Genomic DNA, 26,254 nt, shown 5'->3' with positions numbered 1-26,254 from the left:
GCGATTCCACACCATCCCGGTGTGACCCCAAAAATTCCAGCGATCTCCCCGCAATCTGAATTGCAGAGTTTCGCCAGTCTCTACCGCTTCGAAGAAGTCGACATTACGTGTCGATTTCATGCACGCCTGCGGGTCGATCATCCGATTGAAAGGAGAGTTTCATGTTTTCTGCTTTTCTCGGTGACCTCCTCGATGTAGTCGTGACGTTGATCGAAACGCTGTCCGCGATCACCGAGTAACCCGGCACTGACCCCGGGACGGCCCAGCGCCGTCCCGGGGTCAGCTGGGTCAGGAGTTCGTCGCGGCCTGCTCGCTGTGCGTGGTCGTCTCGTAGGCCTCGACATCGAAGGAACGCAGCATCCGATGGAATCGGAAGCTGAAGTCCGGCCACAGGCGGGAATGCTCGCCTCGTTCGTCGACGAACCAGCTGGTGCAGTCGCCGTTCCAGACAGTTCCCGCGAACTTGGTCTGCAGGTCCCGGTTGTAGTCGGCCTGTGCCTGTTCGCTGACTTCCACGGTCCGCAGGCCCTGCGCGTCCATCGTTGTGATCGCATCGACGATGTAGTTGATCTGCGATTCGATGGTGAACACCGCCGAGGTGTAGCTCAGGGCGGCGTTCGGGCCGATCATCAGGAACAGATTCGGGAAGTTCGCGATCGTGGTGCCTTTGTACACGCTGAGACCGCCGGCACCGAACACCTCCGACAGGGTGCGCCCGTCGCGGCCGCTGATCAGGTCGTAGGTCGGCGAGTCGGTGATCCGGAACCCCGTCGCCAGCACGATCGCGTCGACCTCGCGTTCGGTGCCGTCGTTCGCGACGATCGACTGCTCCCTGATCTCCTCGATGCCGTCGGTCACGACCTCGACATTGTCGCGCGCCAGCGCCGGGTAGTACTCGTTCGAGATCAGCATCCGCTTGCAGCCCAACCGGTAGTCCGGGGTGAGCTTGCGCCGCAGCGCCGCGTCCCGGATCACCCACCACAGCTTCAGGCGCGCGCCGAAGGCGAAGAAGTCGGCCAGCGGCGGGTATTTCGACTGCCAGAGCACGAAGGACTCACGCAGCCAGTAGACCCCGGCGCGGGCCACCCGTTGTGCCCCCGGGACATGCCGGTAGGTGAGGCGTTCCAGCAGGGTGTACCGGTGGCCGAGGCGGGGCAGCACCCAGGGCGCACTGCGCTGGTACAGGTCGAGCCTGCCGACCTCGCCCGCGATCGACGGCACGATCTGGATGGCCGAGGCGCCGGTACCGACGACCGCGACCCGCTTACCGGCCAGATCGACCTCGTGATCCCACCGCGAGGAGTGGAACAGCGCACCGCGAAACGTGGTGATGCCCTTGATGTCCGGCACCTTCGGCGCGCTCAGCGGACCCGCCGCCGACACCGTGATGTCGGCGGTGAACACGCCTTTGCCGGTCTGGATTTCCCAGCGTGCCGTCGCGCTGTTCCAGCGCGCGTCGGTCACCTCGCAGTCGAGCAGGATCGCCTCGCGCACCCCGGCGCGGTCGACGACGTCCTGCACATACTGCTGGATCTGCGGCTGCGTCGAGAACGAGTGCGTCCAGTTCGGATTCGGCGCGAACGAATACGAATAGAGCTGGGACGGAACATCGCAGCCCGCACCGGGATAGGTGTTGTCCCGCCAGGTGCCACCGATGTCACTCGCGCGCTCGAACACGACGAAGTCGGTGATCCCGAGCCGGCGCAGCCGCATGGCCACGCCGAGCCCGGCGAACCCGGCCCCGATGATCGCCACCCGCACGTGGCGGCGGGGAATCTCGGTCACGGCGTCTTCGCCGTGGTTTCGTAGGCCTCGATGTCGAACGCGCGCACCAGCTTCCGGTACCGGAAGCTGAAGTCCGGCCACAGCGCGGAGTTGTTGCCGTGCTTGTCGAGGAACCAGCTGGTGCAGCCGCCGGTGGCCCACACGGTGCGGGCCATCTTGGGCGCGAGCCCGCGGTTGTATTCGTGCTGTGCGTCCAGCTTGACCTCGAACGACTGCAGGTTTCGCTGCTGCATCGTGGTCACCGCGTCGACGACGTAGTTGATCTGCGACTCGATGACATAGATCAGCGAGGTGTAGTTCAGCCCGGAGTTGGCGCCCAGCATGAAGAACATGTTGGGGAAGTTGGCGACCGTGGTGCCCTTGTACATCTGGTAGCCCTCGGCGTCGGCCGCCTCCGACACCGTCCGGCCGTCACGACCGGTGTAGAGGTTGAACGTCGGCGAATCGGCGACATGGAAGCCGGTGGCCAGCACGATGGCGTCGACTTCACGCTCGGTGCCGTCCTCGGACACGATCGAGTGCTCGCGCACCTCGGCGATGCCGTCGGTGACGAGATCGACGTTGTCGCGGTCGAGCGCGCCGTAGAACTTGTTCGACACCAGCATGCGCTTGCAGCCGACGCGGTGCTGGGGCAGCACCTTGCGCCGCGTCTCCGGATCCCGGATCTCGAGCCGCATCTTCACCCGCCCGACCGCTTCCAGCAGCAGGCCGGTCCACGGGACCTTCACCTGGGTCACGACGAATGCTTCGCGGGCGATGTAGATCAGCGCCCGGATCATCCGCTGCAGTCCCGGAACGTGCTTGAAGGCGAAGCGCTCCGGCGCCAGGTAAGGCCGGTTCAGTTGCGGCATCACCCATGTCGCGGTGCGCTGGTACACATCGAGTCGCTCGACCTGCGGCGCGATCGACGGGACGATCTGGACCGCGGAGGAGCCGGTGCCGATGACGGCGACCTTCTTGCCCGCCAGGCTCGCGTCGTGGTTCCAGCGCGCCGAATGGAAGATCTCGCCCTCGAAGCTCGAGATCCCCTTGATATCAGGCAGATTCGGCTCGGCGAGCACGCCCGCCGCCGACACCAGGAAGTCGGCGGTGAAGGCACCGTTGCTGGTGTCGACCTCCCACCGGCCGTCGGCGTCGATCCAGCGCGCGGCGGTCATCGTGGTGTCGAACAGGTGCTTGTCGCGCACGCCGTAGCGATCGGCCACCTGCTGCAGGTACTGCTCGATCTCGGCTTGCGGCGAGAACGAGCGGGACCAGTCGGGGTTCAGCGCGAACGAATACGAGTAGAGGTGGGACGGCACGTCGCAGCCCGCCCCCGGATAGGTGTTGTCGCGCCAGGTGCCGCCCACGTCGGCGCCGCGTTCGATGACGAGATAGTCGGTCAGGCCCCGCTGGCTCAGCCGGATGGCCGTGCCGAGACCGGACAGACCGCTTCCGATGATCAGGACCTGGATGTGCCGCCGAGACGTCGACGTGCCGTTACTGCTCATGTGGAGACCTCAGCGAGATTCGTAGATGCGTTTGTGGCCGGAGACGGCGGCCAGCCGGTACGGGCGACGGGTCTCCTCCAGCATGGCGTGGTACGCGCCGTCGCTGGGCGAGGTGGCTTCGTGCAGCCGCAGGTAGTGGTCGTAGTCCAGCAGCTCCCGCGAGCTGATCGCCGCCCGGTTCGCCTCGGTCCGCAGGTGCTCGCGGTATCCGGGCTGCACTGTGCCGCTGAAGAATTCGGCGACGCTGCCCGATCCGTAGCTGATCATGGCCAGGGCCCGGCCGGTCAGGTCGCCCGCATGATCGAGCAGCGATGCCAGGCCGAGGTAGAGCGAGGCGGTGTAGCTGTTGCCGACCGTGCGGTTGTAGTGGGTGGTATCGCCGATCGCGGCCTCGATCTCGGCGGCGTCGGCGGTGTGGCCCTGGCTCTCGAGCAGGTGGCGGTGCGCCTTGTAGGCCATCTTGGTGAAGGGCTGGTGGTAGCAGAACGCGGCGAACTCCGACAGGTCGCGCCCGCCCTGGCGGCGGTAATCGGTCCACGCTTCCTGGGCGGCCTTCTGGTAGGCGTTGACCGAGGTCTTGCCGTCGACGATGGCGGCGGTCCGGTAGTTGGGCCGCCAGAAGTCCATGATGTCGGCGCTGTAGAGCCCGGACTTCGGATCCAGTTGCAGGATCGCCGGATTCGCGCTGACGAGCATCGCGACGGCGGCCGCGCCCTGGGTCGGTTCACCCGGGGTGTCGAGCTCGTACTTGGCGATGTCGGCGGCGATGACCAGTACCCGCTGCGACGGGTCGCGCGCGATCAGGCCCGCGGCGAACTGCAGGCCCGCCGTGCCGCCGTAGCACGCCTGCTTGAGCTCGACCACGCGCGCGGCGTTGGGCAGCCCGATCAGCGAATGCAGGTAGAGCGCAGCGGCTTTGGACTGGTCGACACCGGTCTCGGTGGCCAGCAGCACGGTGCGGATGTTGTCGGTGCCGTGCCGCTCGAGGATCGGCTGGGCCGCGGCCGCGGCGATGGTGACGATATCCTCGTCGGCCGCGGCGACGCTCATCTTCTCCTGGCCGATGCCGAGGTAGAACTTGTCGCGATCCACCCCGAGCCTTTCGGCGAGGACGGCGTGGTCGAGGGCGTAGTGGGTGGTGGCGAACGACAGGTCGTGGATGCCGACCGGAGTTGTAGTCATAGTTGTGTTCCGTTGCTCGTGGTTGACCGCTCGAATTGAGTGTGGGCGCGCATCAATTCACCGCGATTGGTCTGTGCGGCCATCAGCGACAGCTCGCCGCACAGCACGGTCGCCGCGGCGATGACGGCGAGGCGGCGGGCGTTCTCGCCGGGCTCGCGGTCGGCGCGGCAGCCGAGGCGTTCGAGGTTCTCGTCCACGAAGCTCGCGTGTTTGCCGTTGCCGACGGTCCCCACGATGAGATTGGGCAGCGTGCACGAGAAGTACAGGTCACCGTCGCGGTCCTCGGCGTGGGTGACGCCCTGGGAGCCCTCGACGATGTTCGCCGCGTCCTGCCCGGTGGCCAGGTAGAACGCCAGCAGCATATTGGCGTAATGCGCGTTGGCGGAACGGATTCCGCCCGCCAGCAGCGTGCCGATCAGGTTCTTGCGGATATTGAGTTCCACCACCTGCCTGGCGGTGGTGTGCAGGCGCTGCTGCACCACCGCACGCGGGATCAGCAGTTCGGTGACGACGTTCTTGCCGCGGCCGAGGATCCCGTTGACCGCGGTGGCCTTCTTGTCGGTGCAGTAGTTGCCCGAGATCGAGCCGTAGCGCACGCCCGACATGGTGGCCAGGATGTGGTCCATCAGGTGGTCGCTGGCCAGGGTCGCCATGTTGTGGCCCGAGGCGTCACCGGTGCTGAACTCGAACCGCAGGAACAGCAGATTGCCGTTGATCTGGTGGTGCAGATCGATGAGCCGGGCGAAGCGGCTGCTGCCCGCGACCACGTCCTGCAGCTCGGCGAAGCGGTCCTTCAGCTGCCGGACGGTGGTGAGCGCGGTGTAGGCGTCGTCGGCCTCGAGCAGGATCGAGCGGGTCATCCGCTCGTCGATCAGCGTCGCGACGATGCCGCGCTCGGACAGGGTGGAGATCCGCGCGCCACGGCCGACCGAGGGCCACAGGGGCGTTTCGTAGGTGGCCAAGGGGACATCGACGGCGTCGTCGACGATATTGCCCGTGATGCGCACGGGCCCCACCCACTGCAGCGGGACCGCTGCGTACGACATGTCATTCATGGATGACTTCTCCTCGGTCTTTCGATTCGCGCCACCAGGGACTCCGGTGGGCAAGTGCCGCCACGTCGATGCCGCGCAGTGCGCAGAAGGTCGCCACGTCCCCGGTGATCAGCAGGTCACAGCCGGCCAGCTCGGCCGGGGTGCGGGCGCCGAGCACGGTCAGGATCTGGCGCAGCTGATCGAGCCAGGTGCGGATCTGCGCGATCAGCGCGTCGGTGTCCTGGCGCACGATCGTGTCCAGGAACGCACCGGCGACGCCGGTCGCGTCGGCACCGAGCGCCAGCGCACGGGCGATGTCGAGCGGCGAGCGGATACCACCGGACGCGGCGATATCGATACCGTCGATCCCGGCGCAGTCCAGCAGGCAGTGGGGGGTCGACTGGCCCCAGCTCTCGATGAAGGCGAAGTCGGCCGCCGGGCGCCGCTCGTTCTCGATCCGCGCGAAGTTGGTACCGCCGCGGCCACCGACATCGGCCACCGTGACGCCGGCGTCGCGCAGCCAGGTGACGGTCTGCCTGCTGAGGCCGAACCCGACTTCCTTGACGATCACCGGGACTCCGACATTGGCGGTGATGTGCTCGATCTGGCGGGGCCAGGATCCGAAGGACCGGTCGCCCTCGGGCATGACGACTTCCTGCACGGCGTTGAGGTGGATCTGCAGCGCGTCGGCCTCGAGCAGATCGATGGCCCGCCGCACCTGATCCAGTGACGCCGTCGCATTGACGTTCGCCATCACGAATCCGTGTGGATTCTCTTGTCGCAGCACGCGATAGGTGTCGGCGACCCCCGGGTCGCGGAAGTAGGCGCTCATCGAGCCGGTGGCGATGGGGATGCCGGTTTCGCGGGCGGCGATGGCCAGCTTGCGGTTGATCTCGCCGGTGCCTGCGCTGCCGCCGGTCATCGCGTTGACGTAGAGCGGTGTGTCCCACCGCTTTCCGGCGACGTCGACAGCCAGCGACACGTCGTCGCTGTCGATGCCGGCCAGCGCGTGGTGGACGAAGGTGACGCAGTCGAAGTCGTTGGCGCCGGTGTCGGCGCGGCGCTGGCTCACCGCGTGGCGAACGTGGTCGTCCTTGCGATCGGCGATCATGCGGCATCCCCTTCGAACGGGTGGGTCCGCAACGGCAGCGGCCGGATGCCTGCGGCTACCCAACGGTCGGTGAGTTCGGTGATCGCGGCCGTGCGGGTGCGGTCGACGAGCGCGATACCGCAGTCACCACCGCCCGCGCCGGACGGTTTGGCCGGAGCGCCGACGGCGGCGCCCGCCGCGCACAGCGCGTGCAGCCGTGGCGTCATGATGCCGAGACCGGAGGTCTCGTCGAGTTCGAGCAGAAGCTCACGTGCACAGTCGATCTCGCTGCCGACCCCGGCGGAGTCGTCGGCTTCGACCGCGGTCAGCAGGCGCTGCACGCACTCGTTGCTGCGCGCGTTGAACGTCGCCCGGTCGCCCGGCGCGCGGGTGGCCGCGCCGAGACCGGCGACCAATGCCGGTGTGGAGGCGGGGTTTCCGGTCCAACCGACCTGCACAGCGAGCCCGGTCGGCGTGGGCAGCGGACGCACGGACAATCCGGGCCACGGTGCACGCAACGCGGCATCGATGCCCTCGGCGGCGGCGATCTCGGCGACGACCGCGCGGTCGGGGGAACCGTAGGCGAGCCAGCCGCCCCAGGTGCTCACCGCCACGTCGCCGCCGGAGGCGCGCGGGTTGACCGCGATCGTGGCCAGCATGGCCAGCCGGTACCGCTGCATCGCCGTGAGCTCGAGCTCGTGGAACTGCCCGAGGGCGGCGACGGTGGCTACCGTCACAGCCGCGCTGGAGCCGAGACCGTACTTGCGGCCATCGGCATCGCCCAGGTCGGCTGTGACGTCCACTTCGTAAGGGCGGGAGGGGATTCCACGCTCGGCGAGCAACCGATCGATGACCGATGCTGCGGCGAAGACATAGGCGAATGCCGCGGGCACACCGGCATCGGGTGTCAGCGGGACCAAACGATCACCCTCGCGGCCGCAGGCCAGCGTCACGCCACCGTCCAGGTCCGACCGCAGCGTCACAACCACCCCGGCGGACGCGTCAGTCACCGCGGCGGGCGCACCGGTCACCGTGCCGAACTCCCCTGTCACCCTGGCAGCCGGGTCGGTGACCGTGACGAATCCCCCCGTCACCCCGGTAGCAGCGTCGGTGACCGTGGCGGTGGCGTAGCGGTCGACAGCGGTGAGCACCGCCAGATGCCCAGGCTCGACGACGGCGTACTCACCTGCGATGAACAGCTTTCCTGGTGCGCGACAACTGATCACAGGCCGAAGGCCGTCGGCTCCCCCACTCCCGGGCCGACCTGCGCGGCCGGTCGGCGATCGCCGACTTTCCGCAGTCAGGGTCCCGGACCGATCTCCGTTACTACTCACCGTCGCCACCCGTCGTCAGCCGTGCGCCCGGGCCGATGTGCGCGGTCCGGGTGGTGACGAACTCGCCGAGGCCCTCGATCCTGGCGGCGACCGTGGGCGCGTCGGCGCGGGTGCACAGCACCTTCACGTTGGGCCCCGCGTCGATGGTCGCGTAGGCGACGATGCCGTCGGCGCGCAGCGCGAGCACCGCGTCCAGGATCGCGAGCGAATGCGGCGACAGGTAGCGGATGCCCGGTCGCGCCGTCAGCATGGTGGCGTGCATCCCGAGGGCATTGCGCTCGGCGATCTCGCCGATCGCGGGAAGATCCCGGCGGGCAACGGCTTTGCGCATCTCGTCGAGATCGAGCATCGAGGATTCGGCCCACGGCCGGTAGAACGGCGAGGTCTCGGTGGTCTGGCGCATGGCGACGCGGCTCGACACCGCCTTCTCGCCTGCCTCGACGACCGCGACGACCAGCGCCGGGTCGAGTTCGTCGCCACCGATCGGCTCGGCGTAGGAGCTCAGATCGCCCGCTTCGCCGTCGCCCTCGCCCGCGTGCCAGACGACGAAGCCGCCGAAGAGGGAGCGCGAGGCCGACCCGGAGCCGCGGCGGGCCAGGCGGGAGAGGGCGCGGCCGTCCAGGTCGAGTCCGTAGGCCGCGGCCGCGGCGGTGGCCAGTGCGGCGAACCCGCTCGCCGAGGAGGCCAGGCCGGCACCGGTCGGGCCCGCGTTGGCGGTCACCACCGCGGCGCGTTCGGTGCGGCCCGCCGTGGCGCGGACCAGGTCGAGGAACTTCTCGACGCGTGCGAGCGCGGTGCCGGTGGCGGCGGTGGCGTTGAGCTCGACGGTGTCGGCCGGTCCGTCGATCAGCCGCACCGACGTCGTGGTCGGGAAGATGTCCAGCGTCATCGACAGGCTCCCCGTGACGGGGAGGAACAGGGTTTCGTCGCGCTTGCCCCAGTACTTCACCAGGGCGATGTTCGGATAGGCGAGGGCGACGGCCTCGCCGTCGCGACCACGATCCTCGGGCCGCTCGGACGCTAGGGGTACTGCGGGTACTACGGGTACTGCGGAAGAAAAAGTCATCGGTGTGTATCGAGTTCCGGTCTCGAGGAGGATAGGGACAGGGAGGCCGTGCGCAAGCTCGCGGTGCCGACCGTCCAGGTCTGCACGGCACCGGCCCGGCGCAGCGCGGCACTCACCGCGAGTGCGCCGCCGGTCTCGGTGAGCGCGAGGACGCAGCCGCCGAGGCCGGCGCCGGTCAGCTTCGCGCCGAACGCGCCCGCGTCGAGCGCCGCGTCGACGAGGGTGTCGATATGCGGTGTGCTGACGCCGAGTTCGGCGAGCAGACCCTGGAAATCGAGCATCGTCTTGCCCAGCGACTCGGCGCGCCCGGCCGACAGGTCGGCCGCGGCGGAACCGATCAAGTCGGCGGCCCTGGCCAGCAGATGCTCGGCTGCCCGCGGATCGCGCTCCAGGGTGCGGCGCACGCCGGCCACCGCGTGCTGGGTGGAACCGGGCACGCCGGTGTCGGCGATCACCAAGGCCGCGTCCAGGCCGATCTCCATCGGACGGGCCGAGCCCTGGTGGAACAGGATCGGGCCGCTCGCCAGGACGGCGCTGGCGTCGATGCCGCTGGCCCGGCCGTGCGCGACCTGCTCGCCGCACTGCACGAGTTCGTAGAGCGTGCCGGGATCGACGGTGCGGCCGTACAGGTCGGCGACCGCGCGCACCGCCGCGCCCGCGCAGGCGGCACTGGAGCCGAGTCCACGCGCCAGCGGAATATCGCACTCGACAACGACATCGACGACATCGCCACCGAATCCCCACCGCCGCAACGCCTCTTCGACCGCGACGCACGGCCCGGACGCGGCGGTCGCTGTGTGCGGGTCACCCGCGCGGAACCGGAAACCGCCCTCGGCGGGCACCTCCGATTGCGCACCGGCAGCGCCGCGACGGGCGAGGGCGCGCACCGGCAGCGCGGGCAGTGGGAACGCGATCGCGGGCGTGCCGTGGACGACGGTGTGCTCGCCCAGCAGGATCGCCTTGGCGTAGGAATGGCCGACGCCGGGAACGGGGCCCGCGTCTGTGGAGTTGTCTCTGGTGCGCTCTCGAACAGGATGACCGTTCACGTCGATTCCTCTCCCGAACTCGGGCAGGGTCCGCCCGGCGCGTCCCGAACGGGAAACGCGCCGGGCGGCACGCCTTTACGGCTGCCGACTCGATCGGCCGAAGATGCGGAACACGGACGGGAAGAAGGCGGGGACCTGCGCTGCGTAGGCGCGGTAGGACGCACCGAAGCGCGCGATCAGGTCGCGTTCCTCCAGGTAGGTGCCCAGCAGGATGTAACCGGTCAACCCGAGTGCCCACACCAGGTGCCCGACGGTGAACGTGCTGGCGAACCAGAACGAGACCAGCAGGCCGGTCATCAGCGGATGGCGCACGAGGCGGTAGACCCCGTTCACCTGGAGCCGATCGACGGTCGCGTCGGGAACCTGGATGACGTACTCGCGGTAGGCCTGGCTGATGCCGAGCAGGTGGAAATGGTTCAGCAGCAGCGTCGCCGCGTAGACGAGCACGAAGCCGAGCCAGAACCCGGCATCGAGCACCAGCCCCGCGGTGCCCTCGGCCGACCAGATCACCGCCGGAATCGGCTGCCACGCCAGCATGATCACCCACATGACCAGGCACACCATCACGATGTACACGGTCCGCTCCAGCGCTTCGGGCACCCAGCGGGTGACGAACGCCTTGAACGAGGGCCTGGCCATGCCCGAGTGCTGCAGGCCGAACAGCGCCAGCAGCAGCACGTCGACGACGATCGCCGGGACGGTCGACAGGTGCGGGCCCTTGTCGATCGTCTTCGGCAGGAACCAGCCGCCGGCGAACAGCAGCATCAGCGGCACGGTGATGCCCGCGACGCCGTAGACGGCGAAGGAGAACAGGAACGGGACGAGCCGCGAACGGCTCGTCAGCACGTCCCGCGCCTGGGTCGGTGTCGGCGTGATCAGATCCATGCGAACCACGGCAGGTACCGCGAACGCACGGTCCCCTCGTCGATGCGCTTCTCCAGCCGGGCCTTCCACTTGGTGCCGTAGCCCTCGTTGAGGAAGCCGCCGGGCCAGAACAGGCGCCAGCCCGACTGGGCCACCATCCAGTAGGGGACGATGACGCCGGGGTTGACATCACGCATGTAGTCGAGCTTGTCCGGGATCTGGCTCCAGTGGATACCGGGGTAGCGGTGGTGCACGCTGTGGTAGCCCTGGTTGAAGATCAGGAAGTTGAGAATGTTGCCCGCGTTGTTCAGCGAGGTGCTCGGGTCGTCCTCGAAGCCCTTGGCCGGCGCGTGGCTCAACCAGGCGAAGTAGCCGGCGTTGACCTGGGTGATCAGGAAGGGCACCCAGTAGAACAGCACGAAGCGATCGAAATCGACCAGGTACCAGACGGTTCCGATGACCACCGCGTACAGCGCCATGTCGAGCAGGAACTGCTGGCGCGTCTTGCGGCGGCGCGGCGCCGGGTCGGCCGCGAAGATGGTCCGCATCGTGTGGATCTTGACGATGACGCCGTAGCGGACCCAGTACCAGATGGCGCCGAGGCCCTTCTCCATCCCGGCGGTCGAGGTGACGTCACCTGGCCCGTCGTTGAACCGGTGATGGTTGAGGACGTGGACCTCGCGCATCTCGGCCGCGGTCAGGTTGCCGGGCAGACAGCACAGGAAGTCGACGACCCGGTTCGGGAACTTCGACACGAACAGTGGCCGGTGGGTGTGCATGTGCATCACGCCGATGGTCAGCGAGAGGTTCAGCAGCGACAGCACGATGATCAGCGGCACCGCGATGTACCAGTTCGTGGCGAACGGCACGAACAGGCCGAGGGCCAGCATGCCGATCCACAGCGCGATGTGCATCAGCGGGCCGACGTTCGAGGCGTGCTCGAGCTTGAGCACGCGCTTGCTGAACGGGGCGTGCTCCGGCGCGACGGGCGTTCCGGTGCTCATAGGAGAGCTCCTTCGCTAGTGGTGTCCAGGACGGTGAGCGCGGGTCTGGTGACGATGCTCATGGGCGGCTCCCTTGGGTGCTGGTGTCGAGGGCAGCGAGTTGGAGTCTCGTGGCGAGCGCCTGCAGAGCTTCGGGTTCGTGCGGTGGCACCCGCTCCATGGCACCGAAGGCCAGGTGATCGGCGATCATCATGGTGCGCACTTCGGCGTCGGGGAGCTCGCCGGTCAGCGGTCCCTCCGGCAGGGTCTGCACGAGCGCGAAGGTGGTGTCGACGATCAGCGGGACCAGCGAGGTCGGCATCGATCGCGGGTCGCCCGCGCCGAGCACCTCGGTCGCCTGGTTCGCGCCGTCGGCGAAATCCGGTGAGGCGTCGAGCATCCGGTGGATCGCCAGATCGGCGGTGCGGCGCACCCGGTCCAGCATCCTGTTCCAGTAGGTGTCCGACGAAGCCGCCAGCAGCGCGGCGCCGACCTTGCGCCGGTAGGGCGAGGGCGCGTCGACGACCGAGCACAGGAACGCTGCCGTGGTGATGGTCATGTACGCCATCGCCGCGCGCGCACCGGGACTCGGTGTGCCGGGGCCGAGGCGGGCGAGCAGGGCGAAGCCGCCCAGCGCGGGCGCCAGCAGCTGCAGCATCACCACCCGCTTCAATTCCTCGCGGTCGGCGACCCCGTAGATCTCGAACTCGTTGTCGCGCAGATCGTTTGCGGACTGGGCGATCACCGCGACGCAGCCGGTCAGTTCGCGCAGATCCGCTTCCGACAGCACGCCTTCGGCGACCAGCGCGCACGCGTAGTGGGTGACCCGCCCGAGCACGCCTTCGCTGTAGACGACCCGGGACAGCGGCGTGTCGATATTGCGGGCCATGACACCGGCCACGTCGACGATCACCGCACCGACCCGCTCGCGCCCCTCCGCCGACAGCGCGGACAGCAGCGCTTTGATATCGCCGATGCGCTCGGCGAGCAGCCGGTCGACGGCCTCGCTGTCGCGAGCTTCCGCGGCGACGGCGGGCAGGGCGGGCGGCGGCGTGTCGGTGGTGCTGGTGAGGTAGTCGGCGGCCGCCAGCACGGCACTGCTCGCGACCGCGCGATCGCTGAGGTCCTCGAAGGCATCGAGCACCCGGCAGGCCAGCAGCGCGGCGGTCGCCTCGGCCCGCTGGCGCGCGGGCAGGAAACTCACCGAGATGCCGAGGTTGCGGCCCGCGGGGATCAGCGCCAGCCTGGCCAGTTCCTCCGGTGACGAGGCGGCCCGCAGCACGGCCATATCCGGTGCGCGCCGCAGGTGGCGCAGGCCGTAGGCCAGGGCGCCGATTCTGGTCTGTCTCATCGGTTGATCACCTGCTGCAAGAGTTCGCGGAGGTCCGCGCGCGCGGGCGTGGACGGGAAGATGTCCAGGGCCGCGCTCGCGGTCTCGGTGGCCTGCACCGCGACGACGCGCGCGGCCTGGGTGGCCCCGCTCTCGACCAGGTCGGTCTGCAGCGTGGCGCTGGAAGTTTCCGTGGACAGCCACATGTCGCGCGCACCGGGGCGCAGCGCCAGCCATTCGATGACCGGCCAGGTCGGCACCCGCCGGTCCAGATCGCCGCAGGCGTCCTTGCCCAGCTCGGGGCCGCCCTCGATGTCGCGGACGTCGTCCATGATCTGGAAGGCGAGCGCGAGCTGGTCGGCGTACTGCATCAGGGCCTGCAGCCGGTCGTGGTCGGCGCCGCCCGCCGTGCCGCCGTAGGAGCACGCCAGCCGGAACAGCGTGCCGGTCTTCGCGCCTGCCACGAGTTCGTAGTGGCGGCGCAGCGCGGTCGCGTCGACCGCGGGCGGCAAGGTCTCGATGAGCTGGCCGAACGACAGGTCCGACAACCGGTCGGCATAGGTCACGCCGGGCGCGTCGCCGATCCCGGCGAACACTCCCAGGTTGTCGGCCAGCACCTGGGCGACCACCTGCATCGCGGCGCCCGCCATGTGGAATCCCGCCCTGGCGGCGATACGGACGCCGAACGCGGCAGGCACCGAGGGCGCGCCGCGGCGCAGCAGGGAACCGTCACAGATGTCGTCGTGCAGCAGCGAGGACTCGTGCAGCATCTCCATCGCGCAGGCCAGGTCGATGGCGGCATGCTGTGGCGCCGCCGCGACATCGGGTAGCAGGCCGGCGCACGCGAGCACGAGACGAGCCCGCACCCGCTTGCCGGGCGCGGCGAGAACATGCCGGTAGATGGCATCGAAATCGCCGCCGGTGATCAGGATTTCGTGCAGTCGCTCGGTGACCAGCGGAAGCAGTTCGACCGGCCCGGCGGGCTTGTCGTCGACAACCGGCTGCGTGGTGACCGACGGTCTGGGCAGCACCGCCACCTGATCGCCCGGGTGCACTGTCGGACGAGCATCCTGACGGTGCGCTGAGGGTAGCGCGTGATTGTCCATAGCGCTGAACTCCTTTGGTGTGGTCACGGTGGCAGTGAGGTTCACCCCGACTGGTGCACAGGGGTTCACGGGGGTTCAGGCGGGGTAGTCACTGGGAGTGACTTGTCACAACTACCGGCCCTGAGCTCCCGATCGCCGGCTACCGACGGGTAGTTTTGTGGACCGCTGGCCCACTTGTCAAGCACTACAACAGGTTTCAACTCGCGAACGTGGTATTGGATAGTGCCGCAAGGTAACTCATGTGCCATTTATGCTGGGAGAGCGGTGGATCCACTCCGGCGCCGAACCGGATGATGTCGAACTCGCAGTGCCCCAACAGATTCCGTGACACCGACCGACCGGTGGGTGGCAGTGTGTTGCGCAAAGGTAAGTACCTGAGCTGACGCGGCGCTGCGACAGAGATGCTCGGACCGACGACCCCTTGTAGGGTCGCGCCGACTACGAGGCCGGTCCCCGGGATGCCGGGAAACGCCTGTTCAAAACGTTCGCCGAGGACATCATCGTCCTGCGGGCGATCACCGAGAAACATGCGGACAACACTCGACTGCCGACTCTACGGCCGCGCCCGGGATGCCGCGAATCGGGTTCGGCGCTTGGTGACATCTCCTCAAAGAGGAACGTGGACGTTTGGCAACTTTCACAAACCGTCCACATGGACGCGTCCTCGAAATATGTACGCAGACTTGACAATTCACCGCCAGATGTCAAAGCGGCACCAAGATCATTTCAGACTCGGCGGGCCTGGCCGGCCCGCGCAACTCCGGCGACGGCCGGTGTGGTTTCGCGCGCGTCGGCACCGCCGCCGGATCACCCGCCCGCGACCGAGACCCCGGAGGTTGCCCAGAACCCGGCGTAGCGGCCGCCCGCGCGCAGCAGCTCGTCGTGGGTGCCCTGTTCCACGACGCGCCCGCCGTCGACGAACACGATCCGGTCGGCGCGCTGGACAGTACGCAGGCGGTGTGCCACCGTCACCACCGTCCGGCCCGCCATCAGGCGCTCGATGCCCGCGTGCACGGCCGCCTCGTTCACGGGGTCGAGCGCGGAGGTGATCTCGTCGAGCAGCACGATCGGCGCGTCCTTCAGCAGTGCGCGGGCGATCGACACACGTTGGCGCTCACCGCCTGACAGGCGGGCGCCGCCCTCGCCGACATGCGCGGCCCAGCCGCCGGGCAGACGCTCGATCACCTCGTCGAGCCGGGCCGCCGCGGCCGCCGCGCGAACCTCGGCGTCGTCGGCGCCGTGTCGGCCGAGCCGCACGTTGTCCTCGATGGTGCCGTCGAAGAGGTAGACGTCCTGGAAGACGACCGCGATCCGGGACATGAGCTCCTCGGTGCTGATGTCGCGCACGTCCACTCCCCCGACCCGGACCGCACCCGCGTCCACGTCGGCGAAGCGGGCGAGCAGTTGCAGCAGGGTGGTCTTGCCCGCGCCCGACGGGCCGACGACAGCGAGCGTGCTCCCGTCGGGCACCGTCAGCGACACGTCGTCGAACACGGTGCGATTGCCCTGCCGGAACGCGACGGAATCGAAGGCCAGGTCGTGGCCGGCCGGCAGCGCCGGTTCGCGCGGTTCCGGCAGCGGTGCGGTGCGCAGGACCGCATCCAGGCGCGCCAGCACCGACCGTGCGGCGCGGAGTTTGCCGCCGATGTCGGCCAGCGAGAGCAACGGGTCGGCGCAGCGGGCGGCCAGCACCAGGATGGCGAGCAGCTCTGCGGCACCGATACCTCCGTTCAGGACGAGATACGCGCCGAGGACGAGCACGACGGTGAACAGCGCCTGCACCGTCAGCGCCAGGCCGACTACGCCGGGTAGCGCCGACAGGGTCGACCGTCGTGATGCCTGCTGCAGTGCGGTCAGGGAGTCGTCGAGCAGCCCGAACCGTTCACCGGTCCGGCCGCCCGCCCGCAGCACCGGCTGGGCCTGCAGGAACTCGATGACCCGCCCGGTGGCCTCGGCGCCGCGCGCGGCGTTGTCCGCGTCGCCGGCCGCCGTGGACCGGCCCGCCCAGATCTGGACGGCCGCGACGACCGGTGCGCCGAGCGCGGCGGCCAGCCCGAGTTGCCAGTTGTAGGCGAACATCACGACGACGATCGTCAGTGGCGTCACCGCGGCGGAGATGAACGGCGACAGCAGATGCGCGATGACGCCCATCGAGTCGAGCACACCGCGGCTGGCCAGCACCGACACCTCGCCCACCCGGCTCGCGCTGTACCAGCCGAGGGGCAGCCTGGCCAGATGGTCGCCGATCCGGTGATACATCCCTTCCAGCAGGGTGGTTCCGCTGCGGAAACCGGCGAGATCGCTGAGATAGCGCAGCACCGCGTAGGTCGCGACCGCGGCGCCGAAGCCGAGCAGCCAGGGCCGGACCTCGCCGGGATCGCTGCCGAACAGGGCGCGCAACACGGGGACCAGCAGGGCGTAGGACAGTCCTTCGACGATCGCGGTGACCGTCATCAGGGCGACGGTGCGACGCACCGGCCCGGCGTACTCGTGGCCGAGCACGCGCAGCAGCATCCGGATCATCGGTCTTCGTCTCCTCGAGGTCCGTCGGCGATCGCCGATCGATGTGCGTGCCAGAGCGTGGCGAACCGGCCACCTGCCGCCAGCAGGTCGGCGGGCCTGCCGCGTTCGACGATCGCACCATCGTCCAGGACGACGACGGTGTCGGCGTCGGCGATGGTTTCCATGCGGTGCGCGATGACCAGTGTCGTGCGGTCGGCTGCCCCCGCCGCGAGTGCGCGCCGCACCGCCAGCTCGGTCTGCGGGTCGGCGAAGGAGGTCGCCTCGTCGAGGATCAAGACGGGCGTGGCGGCGAGCAGGGCGCGGGCGAGCGAGATCCGTTGCGCCTCACCACCGGACAGCGTCACCCCGGCGCCGAGCACGGTCTGGTAGCCGGCGGGCAGTTCGAGAATGCGATCGTGGATGTTCGCCTGCCGGGCGGCGCGCACCACGTCGTCGAGGTCGGCGTGCGGCACCGCGAGCGCGATATTGTCGGCGATCGTGGCGTGCAGCAGGGTGCTGTCCTGGAAGACGAACGACACCTGCCGGTAGAGCTCGTCGCTGCCGAGCTCGCGCAGATCGACGCCACCGAGCGAGACCGTGCCGTGCGTCGGGTCGAAGAAGCGCGGAAGGAGTTGGACCAGTGTGGATTTCCCGCTGCCCGACGGACCGACGAGCGCGGTGGTCGTTCCCGGTTCGAGGGCGAGGTCGATACCGCGCAACACGTCATGGCCCGCCTCGTAGCCGAATCGGATGTCGCGCAACTCCACTCGATGGCCTGCCGGCGCGATCGGGTACGCGGGTTCCGGCAGCGGCGGCACGGCGAGCACGTCCTTGATCCGGCCGACGGCGCGCTGGGCGGCCTGCAGATCGTCGAAGCCGTGGCCGAGGAGAGCTGCCACCGGCGCGGTCAGGCCGAGACCGAGCAGGACGAAGGGCAGCAGGTCGGCCGGGGCCATGCCGCCGCCGGTGATCAGCGCCGCGCCGCCGATCAGCACGACCAGCAGGACGAACGGTGGCGACAGCACCAGCTGCATGCCCGCGGCGATCACCGACAGTCCCCGCACCATCCGGTAGAAGGTGCCGACGAAATCGTCGGTGGCCGTGCGGAATGCGCGATGGGCGCGACCGGATCCGCCGAACACCTTGACCACCGGGATGCCCCGGACGAACTCGATCACCGAATCCGCGATGCGACCCATGGCGGCGTCGAATTCCTCCTGCTCGCGCAGCCGGGTCGGCGTCATCATCAGTGGGATCAGGGCGATCGCCAGCACCACCGGGATCAGGGTGATCAGGGTGAGCCGCCAGTCGACGGTGAACAGGTAGACCAGTGACACCAGCGGGACCACGGACGCGGCGACGAGTTCACCGGGCGCGTGGGCGATGAACGGGTGCACCGCGTCCACGTCCTCGCCGACGACCTTCGCGAGTTCACCGGTCCTGCGCTGCCCGAACCAGCCGATCGGGACACGACCGAGCCGCGCGGCCAGCTGCCTGCGGAACGACAGTTGCACCCGGCCGTCGAGCAGGTGCCCGAGGCCGGCGGAGGCCGCGGTGAACACCAGCCGGACGAACAGGCCCGCCGCGCCCGCGAGGACGACGAGCCAGACGTGTCCGTGATCGATCGGATCGGGCGACAACAACGTTCGGCCCAGTTCGACCACGGCCAGCAGTGGCGCCAGGCCCGCGACGGCGCCGATGACCTGCAGGATCACCACGGCGGTGAAGCTGCCGAGGTAGGGGCGAAGGAGGCCGGCGACAGCCGGTCCCGATGGCGCGGCTTTCGCCGCAGGTGGGGATTCCAGCACCTCGGCCACGTCGGTGATGGTCATCGTCGTTCCTCTCGGGTCTGTGCGGCCGCGCACCGGGCGGCGTACCGAATACTGTGACGGCGGAGTCCGGCGGTGCGCTTTCGGAAACGTGCGGTCCCTCAGCCGAGGACGACCAGGGCGCAGGCGGCGAGGAAGATTCCTTGCAGAACGGTGCGGGCGGGCAGCGGCATGGTCTTGATGCCCAGATCGGCGCGCGCGGCGCGGATGTTCGCCGGGAGCATGACGAGCAGCAGCGCGAACAAGCAGGCCGCGGCGACGGGCGAGGTGGCCGGAATCAGTAGACCGACGGCCCCGGCCAGTTCGAGGACACCGGTCAGGGTCACGAGGGCTGGTGCGTTGGGAAAGCTGGGCGGGACCATCGCGATCAGGGCGGTGCGGCGGGGTTCGGCGAAATGCGCACTCGCGGTGAGGGTGAACATCGCCGCCAGGCCGAGGGCGATCGCGCGGGGCCAGGAGTCCAGCCAGGCGAGGTCGGTGAGCCACCCGATCAGCCTGGCCAGGGCGGTGACGACGGCGAGAGCGATGAAGGGGGCCATGAGAACTCCTCGAGACGAACGTCGACTGGCCTGCCGCCAATCTTGACACTGGAAAGATTGACAGCAGCATCGGAACTTGTCAATGACAAGTTTGTGCGTCAGGATCGAGGCATGACGAAAACCGGGTATCACCACGGCGATTTGCGGGCAGCCCTGCTCGACTCGGCGGCCGAGCAGATCGCGGCCGAGGGCATCGAGGGGGTGTCGCTGCGGGCACTCGCCCGCCGGGCCGGGGTCTCCCACGCGGCGCCCGCGCATCACTTCGGTGACCGGGCCGGATTGTTCACCGCGCTGGCGATCGAGGGATTCGACCTGCTGGCAACGGAATTGGCGGCGGCAGGCGAGGATATGCGGGAGGTGGCCCTGGCCTATATCCGCTTCGCGCTGAGCAATCCCGGCCGGTTCGACATCATGTTCCGGCGGGAGGTGCTGCGCGCGGACGATCCGGAGCTGGTGGCGGCGCGGGAGCGATCAGGCGCCGCGTTGCGCGCCGGGGTGGCCGAGATACAGTCCGATCAGGAACCGGAGCGGCAGCGGGCGACGCGGCTGGCCGCGTGGTCGCTGGTGCACGGGTTCGCGACGCTGTGGCGCGAGGGCGCGCTCGACGGGTCCGAGCTGGCGACCTCGACGGACCCCGAGCGGATCGCGCGCGAGATGCTCGCGACCGTGGCCTTCGACTGAGCGGCGCCCCGATACGCTGGCAGCCGTGACCGTCGGTGTGTTGTCGGAGAAGAGCGGTCCGGTGCGGTCGCCGGTGGTGTGGATGCGGCCGGGGCACGTGGGCTACATCGGGCCCGAGCTCGGCGTCGACCCGCACGCGCCCTCGGTCGCGGTGCTCAGCGTCGGCCTGGACGGGCCGTTCGTCCTCGAGACCGCCACCCACGGGGAGATCCACACCGGCAGCTCGTTCGCGCCCGCCCGCACGGTCCATCGGGTCAACGCCCCCGGCGGCTGGATCCTGCTGCTGTACGTCGATCCCGCCGGTGCGCCCGCGACGACGATCGCCGACGAGATGACCGCTGTCGCCGGACCGTACGGGCTCGGACACCGGCGCGAACGCAAGCTCGTCGAGCTGTGCGGTGCCGCTGTCGTCGAGCCCGAGCAGATCTTCGCCGGCGCCGGCGCGGGCCACACGCCGGTCGCCGATCCGCGGATCTCCTGGGCGGCTGCCGCGATCAGCCGCAACCCCCACCACGTCTTCCGGGCCGAGGCGATGGCCGCCGATCTCGGCCTGTCGAAGACGCACTTCCTGCGGCTGTTCGCCCAGCAGTGCGGCACCACCTTCCGTGGCTATCAGCGCTGGACCCGGGTCATCCACGCGATCCGCGACGCCGCCGCGGGCCGCGACCTCACCCGCTGCGCCGTCGACGCCGGTTTCGCCACGCCGTCCCACTTCAGCGAGACTTTTCACGATATGTTCGGCCTGTCCGCCACGGAAGTGCTGCGCTCCGGTGTGCGCTTCGACCTCGGCCTTCCGTAGCGGGTCACGATGATCCGGGCCGGGGCGCCGCCGTCGAAGGTCATCGTCGGCATGCGCCAGACGTCGGCGTGGCACAGGTTGTCCGGGTACGATCGAACACCCTTCTCGCACAGGCGTCGTCGGCGCAGGACAGGAATGTGGCAGCATGTCGCAAGATCCAGAAGCGAACGACTGGCGTAGCGATCGGGCCGGTGCCGCCGCGGCGGGGACGAATCCGACGGTGCTGCGCCGGCTGATCACCGGCTGGGCCGTCATCGGGGACACCCAGCACCTGCCCGGATACTGCGTGCTGATCTACGACGGCGATGCCGATCAGCTCACCGAGCTGCCGCGGCCGGAGCGGGGCGCGTTCATGGCGGACATGGTGATCCTCGGCGAGGCGGTCGAACGCGCCTGTCGCGCAGCGGATCCGGCGTTCCTGCGGATCAACTACGAGGTACTCGGCAACACCTGGGGACACCTCCACGGGCATATCCACGCGCGCTACGCCTGGGAACCCGAGCAGCTGCGGGTCGGCCCGGTCCACCTGTACGGCGCGGAACGCTCGGCTCCGGAGCACGCGCTGAGCGCTCGGCACGACGGGCTGCGCGCGGCGATCACCGCGACGCTGACCGAGATCCTCGCCGAAGGATGACCGCGGGTCAGCGCGCCGCGGAACCGCCCAGGACCAGCAACTCCGGCAGCGGATGATCGACGACCGGGGTGACGGGCCCGACCGCCGCGCCGCGGCGCAGGACGGTGCAGCGGCGGGCCAGGACGGCGCCGCAGGCGTGGATCGTCGTCGTGATCAGGTCCTCCGCCAGGGGCAGGTCGTCCTCGCGGTACGCGTACACCGAAAAACACACGGCGCGTGGATCATTCATCGGGTCGGACTGGCGGACCACCGCCGCCGGGCAACTCGACAGCAGCATCACCGCCGTGGCGAAATCGGCGCACGGGTCGCCGACGCCGATCTCCTGACCCGCCGCGACTGCCGCGAAAAGCGTTCGCAGGCAGGGCTGTTCGGGCAGCCGCTGCGAATCCTGAATGCACGACCAGCGGCGTAACGCCGGATGGTCGGCGATGTCGTGCCGCGCGTGCCAGCGGCGGCGGCCACAGTCGAGCAGGCGCGCGGCGGCCGAGTGCCACACCACCGGGTCGTCGATGCGGGCGACGATGCGCAGGCGGCGGCATTCGTCGATGTCGGAAGTGCGGAGCGGATCGATCGCGGGGACGGCGGGGCCCGCCGCCGGTCGGTGCGTCTGCATGGCGAGCTCCTACCGGGCGAGGAAACCGAACGGGTGCTGCCCGGTGGCCGCGCCGCGGCGCCACGCGAGCCGGAACGCCCAGACCGCGGCCACGACGGCGGCGCACACCACGGCCGCGATCACCACGAGAACCAGCACACCCGACCCGTCGACTCCGGCATACCGGGCAATCAGCGCCGACGCCGCGATGGGGCCCGCGGTGGCGAGGACGGGGATCAGCAAGATCAGGCCGACGGTCACCAGAGTCGACGGCGACATCGACGATTTCAGTGCGGAAATGCCCTGCCGGGAGATCATCCTGTGCGGCCCCGACTGCCGTGCGACTGTAGCCATTTCCGCCTCTCCGTTACCTGAATGGAACCCAGAGAACCATGGGCTACTAAACCTACAGCCCGGACCTGGGCTACCAACCGATTCGTCACGAAACAGTGATAACCCGAAACCGCCGCTCGGCGATCCCCAATAGATACTCCCAAGTCAGAGCCACATTTGTGGTTAGCGGAGCAATTGCTGGCAGCGAATAGTATTCAGATCGCGTAACAATTCCAAGCACCATCGACGGGCGCGCCGCACCCGAACACCGGCCAGTGCTCACACTGCCCGGAATCCCGCGGTGAGTTCGGGATTCTTATTCGCCGTGATTCGACCCGGAACCGAAGCTGCCTTCGAGCCGATTGCGCGATCCCGGGTGGATCAGCCGCGCCGCGCTGACAAGCCCACCCGAGGACCAGGTGCGGCGCCGGATGAGCAGACACGGCTCGTCGCGGTCGATATCGAGCAGCTTGCACTCCTCGCGACTGGCCCGCACCGCCTCCACGACATGTTCGCCGCGGATCAGCGGAGCGACCTCGCTGAGGTAGGTGTTCGGCGTGACGGTGGTGAAATCCTGGGCCAGGTAGTCGGGCGCCTGGGCCGGATTGACGTAGCGGTCCTCCACCTGGATCGGGACGTCGTCCTCGATGTGCACCAGCAGCGAATGGAACACCCTGCCGCTCATGGCATTTCCGAGCACCGGATCCCGGTCGCCCGCCTCCTCCGCACGGACGAACACCACCTCGGTGCGATGCCGGTGCCCGCGCCGGGAGATCTCGTCGGCGATGTTCCTGACCTCGAACAGCGGCGAGGCGGCCTTGGTCGGCGCGACGAAGGTGCCCACGCCCATCACCCGATTGAGCGCGCCGTCGGCGGTGAGATCACGCAGCGCGCGATTGATCGTCATCCGGGACAGGCCGAGCGCGTTGACCAGCTGGTTCTCCGAGGGGATCTGCGCGCCCTCGGTCCACCGGCCACCCTTGATCTGCGCCATGATCAGCTGCTTGACGCGTTCGTACGCCGCGAATTCGGTCCCCAGTTCGCTGTACAGCGCGGCCAGGTCCGCATCGACCACTTCGATCGCCACCACCGGTATCCGTTCCCTCAGTTTGCCCAGAGAATACGTTGCGCCCGGACGGCACAGCACGCTTGACAGTTACTTGTATATACAGGACTATACCACTAGTCTGGATTTCAGTGACCCAGGACACAGCCGTCTTTTCGAGGAGTGAACCGATGACCGACGCCGCCACCCCGCCACCCGCCGGCCCCCGGCCCGTGTCCGCCCCGCGTGGATCGCAGCTGCACACGCTGGGCTGGCAGCAGGAGGGTGCCCTGCGGATGTTGATGAACAACCTCGATCCCGAGGTCGCCGAGCGCCCCGACGACCTGGTCGTCTACGGCGGAACCGGCCGCGCCGTGCGCAGCTGGGCGGCGTTCGACGCGATCGTGCGGACCCTGGAGACGCTCGCCTCGGACGAGACGCTGCTGGTGCAGTCCGGCAAGCCGGTCGGCGTGTTCCGCACCAACGAGTGGGCGCCGCGGGTGCTGCTCGCCAACTCCAATCTGGTCGGTGACTGGGCGAACTGGGAAGATTTCCGCAAGCTCGAGCAGCTCGGCCTGATGATGTACGGCCAGATGACCGCGGGGTCGTGGATCTACATCGGCAGCCAGGGCATCCTGCAGGGCACCTACGAGACCTTCGGCGCGGTGGCGCGCAAGCGGTTCGGCGGCACGCTGGCCGGCACCATCACCCTCACCGCGGGGATGGGCGGCATGGGCGGCGCGCAGCCGCTGGCGGTGACAATGAACGAGGGCGTCGCGCTGTGCGTCGACTGCGATCCGGCGCGCATCGATCGGCGGATCGCGCACGGTTACCTCGATACGAAGGCCGAATCCTTGCAGGAGGCACTGGATCTCGCGATCGCGGCGCGCGACGACCGCCGTGCGCTGTCGATCGGCCTGGTCGGCAATGCCGCCGAGGTGTTCCCGCAGCTGCTGGCCATGGACGCGCCGATCGATATCGTCACCGACCAGACCTCCGCGCATGATCCGCTGTCCTACTTGCCGATCGGTGTCGCGCTGGAGGATTGGCACACCCTCGCCGAGAAGGATCCGGCGTGGTTCACCACCGAGGCGCAGGCGTCGATGGCCAAGCATGTCGAGGCGATGGTCGGGTTCCTGGACAAGGGCGCCGAGGTGTTCGACTACGGCAACTCGATTCGCGACGAGGCCCGAAAGGGCGGCTACGACCGGGCTTTCGCGTTCCCCGGCTTCGTGCCCGCCTACATCCGCCCGCTGTTCGAGGAGGGCCTCGGGCCGTTCCGCTGGGCCGCGCTCTCGGGCGACCCGAAGGACATCGCGGCCACCGATCGCGCGATCATGGAGCTGTTCCCCGAGAACGAGCACCTGAAGCGCTGGATCACCATGGCGGGCGAGAAGGTGAAGTTCGAAGGCCTGCCCGCCCGCATCTGCTGGCTCGGCTACGGCGAACGCCACCGCGCCGGCCTGAAATTCAACGAGATGGTCGCCTCGGGCGAGCTGTCCGCACCACTGGCCATCGGCCGCGACCACCTCGACTCCGGCTCGGTCGCCTCCCCCTACCGCGAAACCGAGGCCATGGCCGACGGCTCCGACGCCATCGCCGACTGGCCCCTGCTCAACGCCCTGCTCAACACCGCCTCCGGCGCCTCCTGGGTCTCGATCCACCACGGCGGCGGCGTCGGCATGGGCCGCTCCATCCACGCCGGCCAGGTCTGCATCGCCGACGGCACGCCCCTGGCCGCCCAGAAGCTGGAGCGGGTCCTCACCAACGACCCCGGCATGGGTGTCATCCGGCATGTGGACGCCGGCTACGAGCACGCCGCCGACGTCGCCCGGGAGCGCGGGGTGCGAATCCCCATGCAGGAGAATTGATCCCCTTCCGCCGCCTGCACCCGCGCTCGGTGCGGGCGACGGTCTGGTCACCGGTCAGCGCAATTCTCCTGGCTTTCCCTGAATTTCGCCCCATCTCCCCGGCGAGCTGCGGCTGCTCGGCCTCCATCTTCTGCACGTAGACACCGCATCGGGGAGCTGGCGCGCAGGACCGGACTTCCGGTGCGCACGATCCGGTTCTACTGCGACGAGGGCATGCTGGAATCCGGCCGCAGCGCGGGTGGGCATCGGATGTTCGACACCGACAGTGCCACCGAACGGCTGCTGCTGGTCCGGCGATTGCGTGCGCTCGGTCTCGGGCTGGGTTCGATCACCGAGGTGCTGCGCGGCGAGCGGTCGATGGACGAGATCATCGCTGCCGAAAGTGCGCGGCTCGATAGCGAATTCAGGTCGCTGGCATGGCGGCGGGCGTCACTGCGGGCAGTCGGGACGGCCGCCCCGACGCAGCGCGCCCAGCGGCTCGCCCTGCTGGCCGCCGCCCAGGACGGTGGTGCGGTCCACGAATGCCTCGTGCAGTTCTGGCGGCGGATCCTCGCACCGGTCCCCCGCAGCGAGATCGACCGCTACGTGGGCTGGAATGTGCCGGGACCGCCCGCTGATCCGTCCGTCGCCGAGGTCGTCGCGTATGCCGAGTTGGCCGCCCTGGTGGCCGACCCCGCACTGAACAGTACTGTGCGGCAGCATCTCTGGCTGAGCCATCCGGAGTTGATCCGAGACCGGCGAAGGCTGTACTCCGACGTGGACGACGCCCTGGTCGACGTGGTGACGCTGGTCGCGCAAGACGTACAGCCGCACGGAGGCAGCGAACTCGATCGCTTCGTCGACGCTCATGCCGGTGCGCGAGGTGAGCGCGATTCCCCGCGTTTCCGGGAACAACTGCTGATCGAGGCAGCCGACGCCGACCATCGGGTTCGTCGCTACTGGGCTCTGACAGGGCGGTTCTTCGGCGATCGCATCACCGTGGGGCGAGCCCTGCACTGGGTGCACGCGGCACTGGCCCGCTCCACCGATGCGCCGGCCTCTGAGATATCGACGATCGGCCCCGGTCATTGACCGGGGCCGATGCCATGGGTCGGTCTCACATCGATACGCCCCTCCACC

The 26,254-nt window shown here is 69.0% G+C and carries 23 protein-coding genes; 5 read left to right on the top strand and 18 right to left on the bottom strand.

Annotated elements, in window-relative coordinates:
* Positions 1 to 288: 288 nt before the first annotated feature.
* The 15 genes from ACFVAV_RS11040 to ACFVAV_RS10970 form a co-directional block, all read right to left on the bottom strand.
* A complete protein-coding gene (locus ACFVAV_RS11040) occupies positions 289 to 1,785 on the bottom strand; it encodes a flavin-containing monooxygenase (protein WP_379033399.1) in 1,497 nt (498 codons plus the stop codon).
* Positions 1,782 to 3,275 (bottom strand): flavin-containing monooxygenase, encoded by a 1,494-nt coding sequence (locus tag ACFVAV_RS11035; protein ID WP_379033396.1) that lies wholly within the window; start codon positions 3,273 to 3,275, stop codon positions 1,782 to 1,784. Before ACFVAV_RS11035 ends, ACFVAV_RS11040 begins: the two co-directional genes overlap by 4 nt.
* A gap of 9 nt (positions 3,276 to 3,284) precedes the next feature.
* A complete protein-coding gene (locus tag ACFVAV_RS11030; protein ID WP_379033394.1) occupies positions 3,285 to 4,457 on the bottom strand; it encodes a hydroxymethylglutaryl-CoA synthase in 1,173 nt (390 codons plus the stop codon).
* Positions 4,454 to 5,512, bottom strand: coding sequence for a hydroxymethylglutaryl-CoA reductase (locus tag ACFVAV_RS11025; RefSeq protein ID WP_379033391.1), 1,059 nt, complete (start codon positions 5,510 to 5,512; stop codon positions 4,454 to 4,456). Before ACFVAV_RS11025 ends, ACFVAV_RS11030 begins: the two co-directional genes overlap by 4 nt.
* The gene (gene fni / locus ACFVAV_RS11020; protein WP_379033388.1) at positions 5,505 to 6,602 is read right to left on the bottom strand and encodes a type 2 isopentenyl-diphosphate Delta-isomerase; all 1,098 of its coding nucleotides are present in this window, start codon (positions 6,600 to 6,602) and stop codon (positions 5,505 to 5,507) included. Before fni ends, ACFVAV_RS11025 begins: the two co-directional genes overlap by 8 nt.
* Positions 6,599 to 7,807, bottom strand: coding sequence for a phosphomevalonate kinase (locus ACFVAV_RS11015; protein WP_379033385.1), 1,209 nt, complete (start codon positions 7,805 to 7,807; stop codon positions 6,599 to 6,601). The genes fni and ACFVAV_RS11015 overlap by 4 nt, the downstream gene beginning before the upstream one ends.
* Before the next feature lie 100 nt (positions 7,808 to 7,907).
* Positions 7,908 to 8,981: a diphosphomevalonate decarboxylase gene (gene mvaD, locus ACFVAV_RS11010; protein WP_379033382.1), complete on the bottom strand. Its 1,074-nt coding sequence runs from the start codon at positions 8,979 to 8,981 to the stop codon at positions 7,908 to 7,910.
* Positions 8,978 to 10,027: a mevalonate kinase gene (gene mvk / locus ACFVAV_RS11005; RefSeq protein WP_379033379.1), complete on the bottom strand. Its 1,050-nt coding sequence runs from the start codon at positions 10,025 to 10,027 to the stop codon at positions 8,978 to 8,980. The genes mvaD and mvk overlap by 4 nt, the downstream gene beginning before the upstream one ends.
* Before the next feature lie 75 nt (positions 10,028 to 10,102).
* Entirely contained in the window at positions 10,103 to 10,912 is an 810-nt protein-coding gene (locus ACFVAV_RS11000) for a methyltransferase family protein (RefSeq protein WP_379033376.1), read from the bottom strand.
* Positions 10,903 to 11,895, bottom strand: coding sequence for a fatty acid desaturase (locus ACFVAV_RS10995; RefSeq protein WP_379033373.1), 993 nt, complete (start codon positions 11,893 to 11,895; stop codon positions 10,903 to 10,905). Before ACFVAV_RS10995 ends, ACFVAV_RS11000 begins: the two co-directional genes overlap by 10 nt.
* 58 nt (positions 11,896 to 11,953) lie before the next feature.
* On the bottom strand, positions 11,954 to 13,225 hold the full coding sequence (locus ACFVAV_RS10990) for a hypothetical protein (protein ID WP_379033371.1): 1,272 nt from the start codon (positions 13,223 to 13,225) through the stop codon (positions 11,954 to 11,956).
* The gene (locus tag ACFVAV_RS10985; protein WP_379033368.1) at positions 13,222 to 14,310 is read right to left on the bottom strand and encodes a polyprenyl synthetase family protein; all 1,089 of its coding nucleotides are present in this window, start codon (positions 14,308 to 14,310) and stop codon (positions 13,222 to 13,224) included. Before ACFVAV_RS10985 ends, ACFVAV_RS10990 begins: the two co-directional genes overlap by 4 nt.
* Before the next feature lie 807 nt (positions 14,311 to 15,117).
* On the bottom strand, positions 15,118 to 16,833 hold the full coding sequence (locus tag ACFVAV_RS10980; protein ID WP_379033365.1) for an ABC transporter ATP-binding protein: 1,716 nt from the start codon (positions 16,831 to 16,833) through the stop codon (positions 15,118 to 15,120).
* Positions 16,830 to 18,644: an ABC transporter ATP-binding protein gene (locus ACFVAV_RS10975; RefSeq protein WP_379033362.1), complete on the bottom strand. Its 1,815-nt coding sequence runs from the start codon at positions 18,642 to 18,644 to the stop codon at positions 16,830 to 16,832. The genes ACFVAV_RS10980 and ACFVAV_RS10975 overlap by 4 nt, the downstream gene beginning before the upstream one ends.
* 98 nt (positions 18,645 to 18,742) lie before the next feature.
* The gene (locus ACFVAV_RS10970; protein ID WP_379033359.1) at positions 18,743 to 19,180 is read right to left on the bottom strand and encodes a DoxX family protein; all 438 of its coding nucleotides are present in this window, start codon (positions 19,178 to 19,180) and stop codon (positions 18,743 to 18,745) included.
* A gap of 111 nt (positions 19,181 to 19,291) precedes the next feature.
* Here ACFVAV_RS10970 and ACFVAV_RS10965 point away from each other — a divergent pair, with 111 nt between their 5' ends.
* The 3 genes from ACFVAV_RS10965 (at position 19,292) to ACFVAV_RS10955 (ending at position 21,294) form a co-directional block, all read left to right on the top strand.
* Entirely contained in the window at positions 19,292 to 19,861 is a 570-nt protein-coding gene (locus tag ACFVAV_RS10965; protein WP_379033356.1) for a TetR/AcrR family transcriptional regulator, read from the top strand.
* 25 nt (positions 19,862 to 19,886) lie between these two features.
* Positions 19,887 to 20,660 (top strand): helix-turn-helix domain-containing protein, encoded by a 774-nt coding sequence (locus tag ACFVAV_RS10960; RefSeq protein WP_379033353.1) that lies wholly within the window; start codon positions 19,887 to 19,889, stop codon positions 20,658 to 20,660.
* A gap of 145 nt (positions 20,661 to 20,805) precedes the next feature.
* Positions 20,806 to 21,294 carry an HIT family protein gene (locus ACFVAV_RS10955; RefSeq protein WP_379033350.1) on the top strand — a complete coding sequence of 163 codons (489 nt, stop codon included), beginning with the start codon at positions 20,806 to 20,808 and terminating at the stop codon, positions 21,292 to 21,294.
* A 7-nt stretch (positions 21,295 to 21,301) separates the two neighbouring features.
* On the opposite strand, the gene ACFVAV_RS10950 is transcribed toward ACFVAV_RS10955, so the two are convergent.
* From ACFVAV_RS10950 to hutC, 3 genes are all read right to left on the bottom strand, one after another.
* Entirely contained in the window at positions 21,302 to 21,907 is a 606-nt protein-coding gene (locus tag ACFVAV_RS10950) for a hypothetical protein (protein ID WP_379033346.1), read from the bottom strand.
* A gap of 9 nt (positions 21,908 to 21,916) precedes the next feature.
* Entirely contained in the window at positions 21,917 to 22,240 is a 324-nt protein-coding gene (locus ACFVAV_RS10945; RefSeq protein WP_379033343.1) for a hypothetical protein, read from the bottom strand.
* Positions 22,241 to 22,535: 295 nt separating this feature from the next.
* Entirely contained in the window at positions 22,536 to 23,309 is a 774-nt protein-coding gene (gene hutC, locus ACFVAV_RS10940; RefSeq protein WP_379033340.1) for a histidine utilization repressor, read from the bottom strand.
* A gap of 146 nt (positions 23,310 to 23,455) precedes the next feature.
* On the opposite strand from hutC, the gene hutU reads away from it, so the two are divergent.
* Both hutU and ACFVAV_RS10930 read left to right on the top strand, forming a co-directional pair.
* Positions 23,456 to 25,135, top strand: coding sequence for a urocanate hydratase (gene hutU, locus ACFVAV_RS10935; RefSeq protein ID WP_379033338.1), 1,680 nt, complete (start codon positions 23,456 to 23,458; stop codon positions 25,133 to 25,135).
* Between the two features lie 78 nt (positions 25,136 to 25,213).
* Positions 25,214 to 26,206, top strand: a complete 993-nt coding sequence (locus ACFVAV_RS10930; protein WP_379033601.1) for a MerR family transcriptional regulator — start codon at positions 25,214 to 25,216, stop codon at positions 26,204 to 26,206.
* Positions 26,207 to 26,254: the final 48 nt, after the last annotated feature.

Source organism: Nocardia sp. NPDC057663, assembly GCF_042799895.1.
GTDB lineage: Bacteria > Actinomycetota > Actinomycetes > Mycobacteriales > Mycobacteriaceae > Nocardia.
This window is presented reverse-complemented; position numbering and strand designations above follow the sequence as displayed.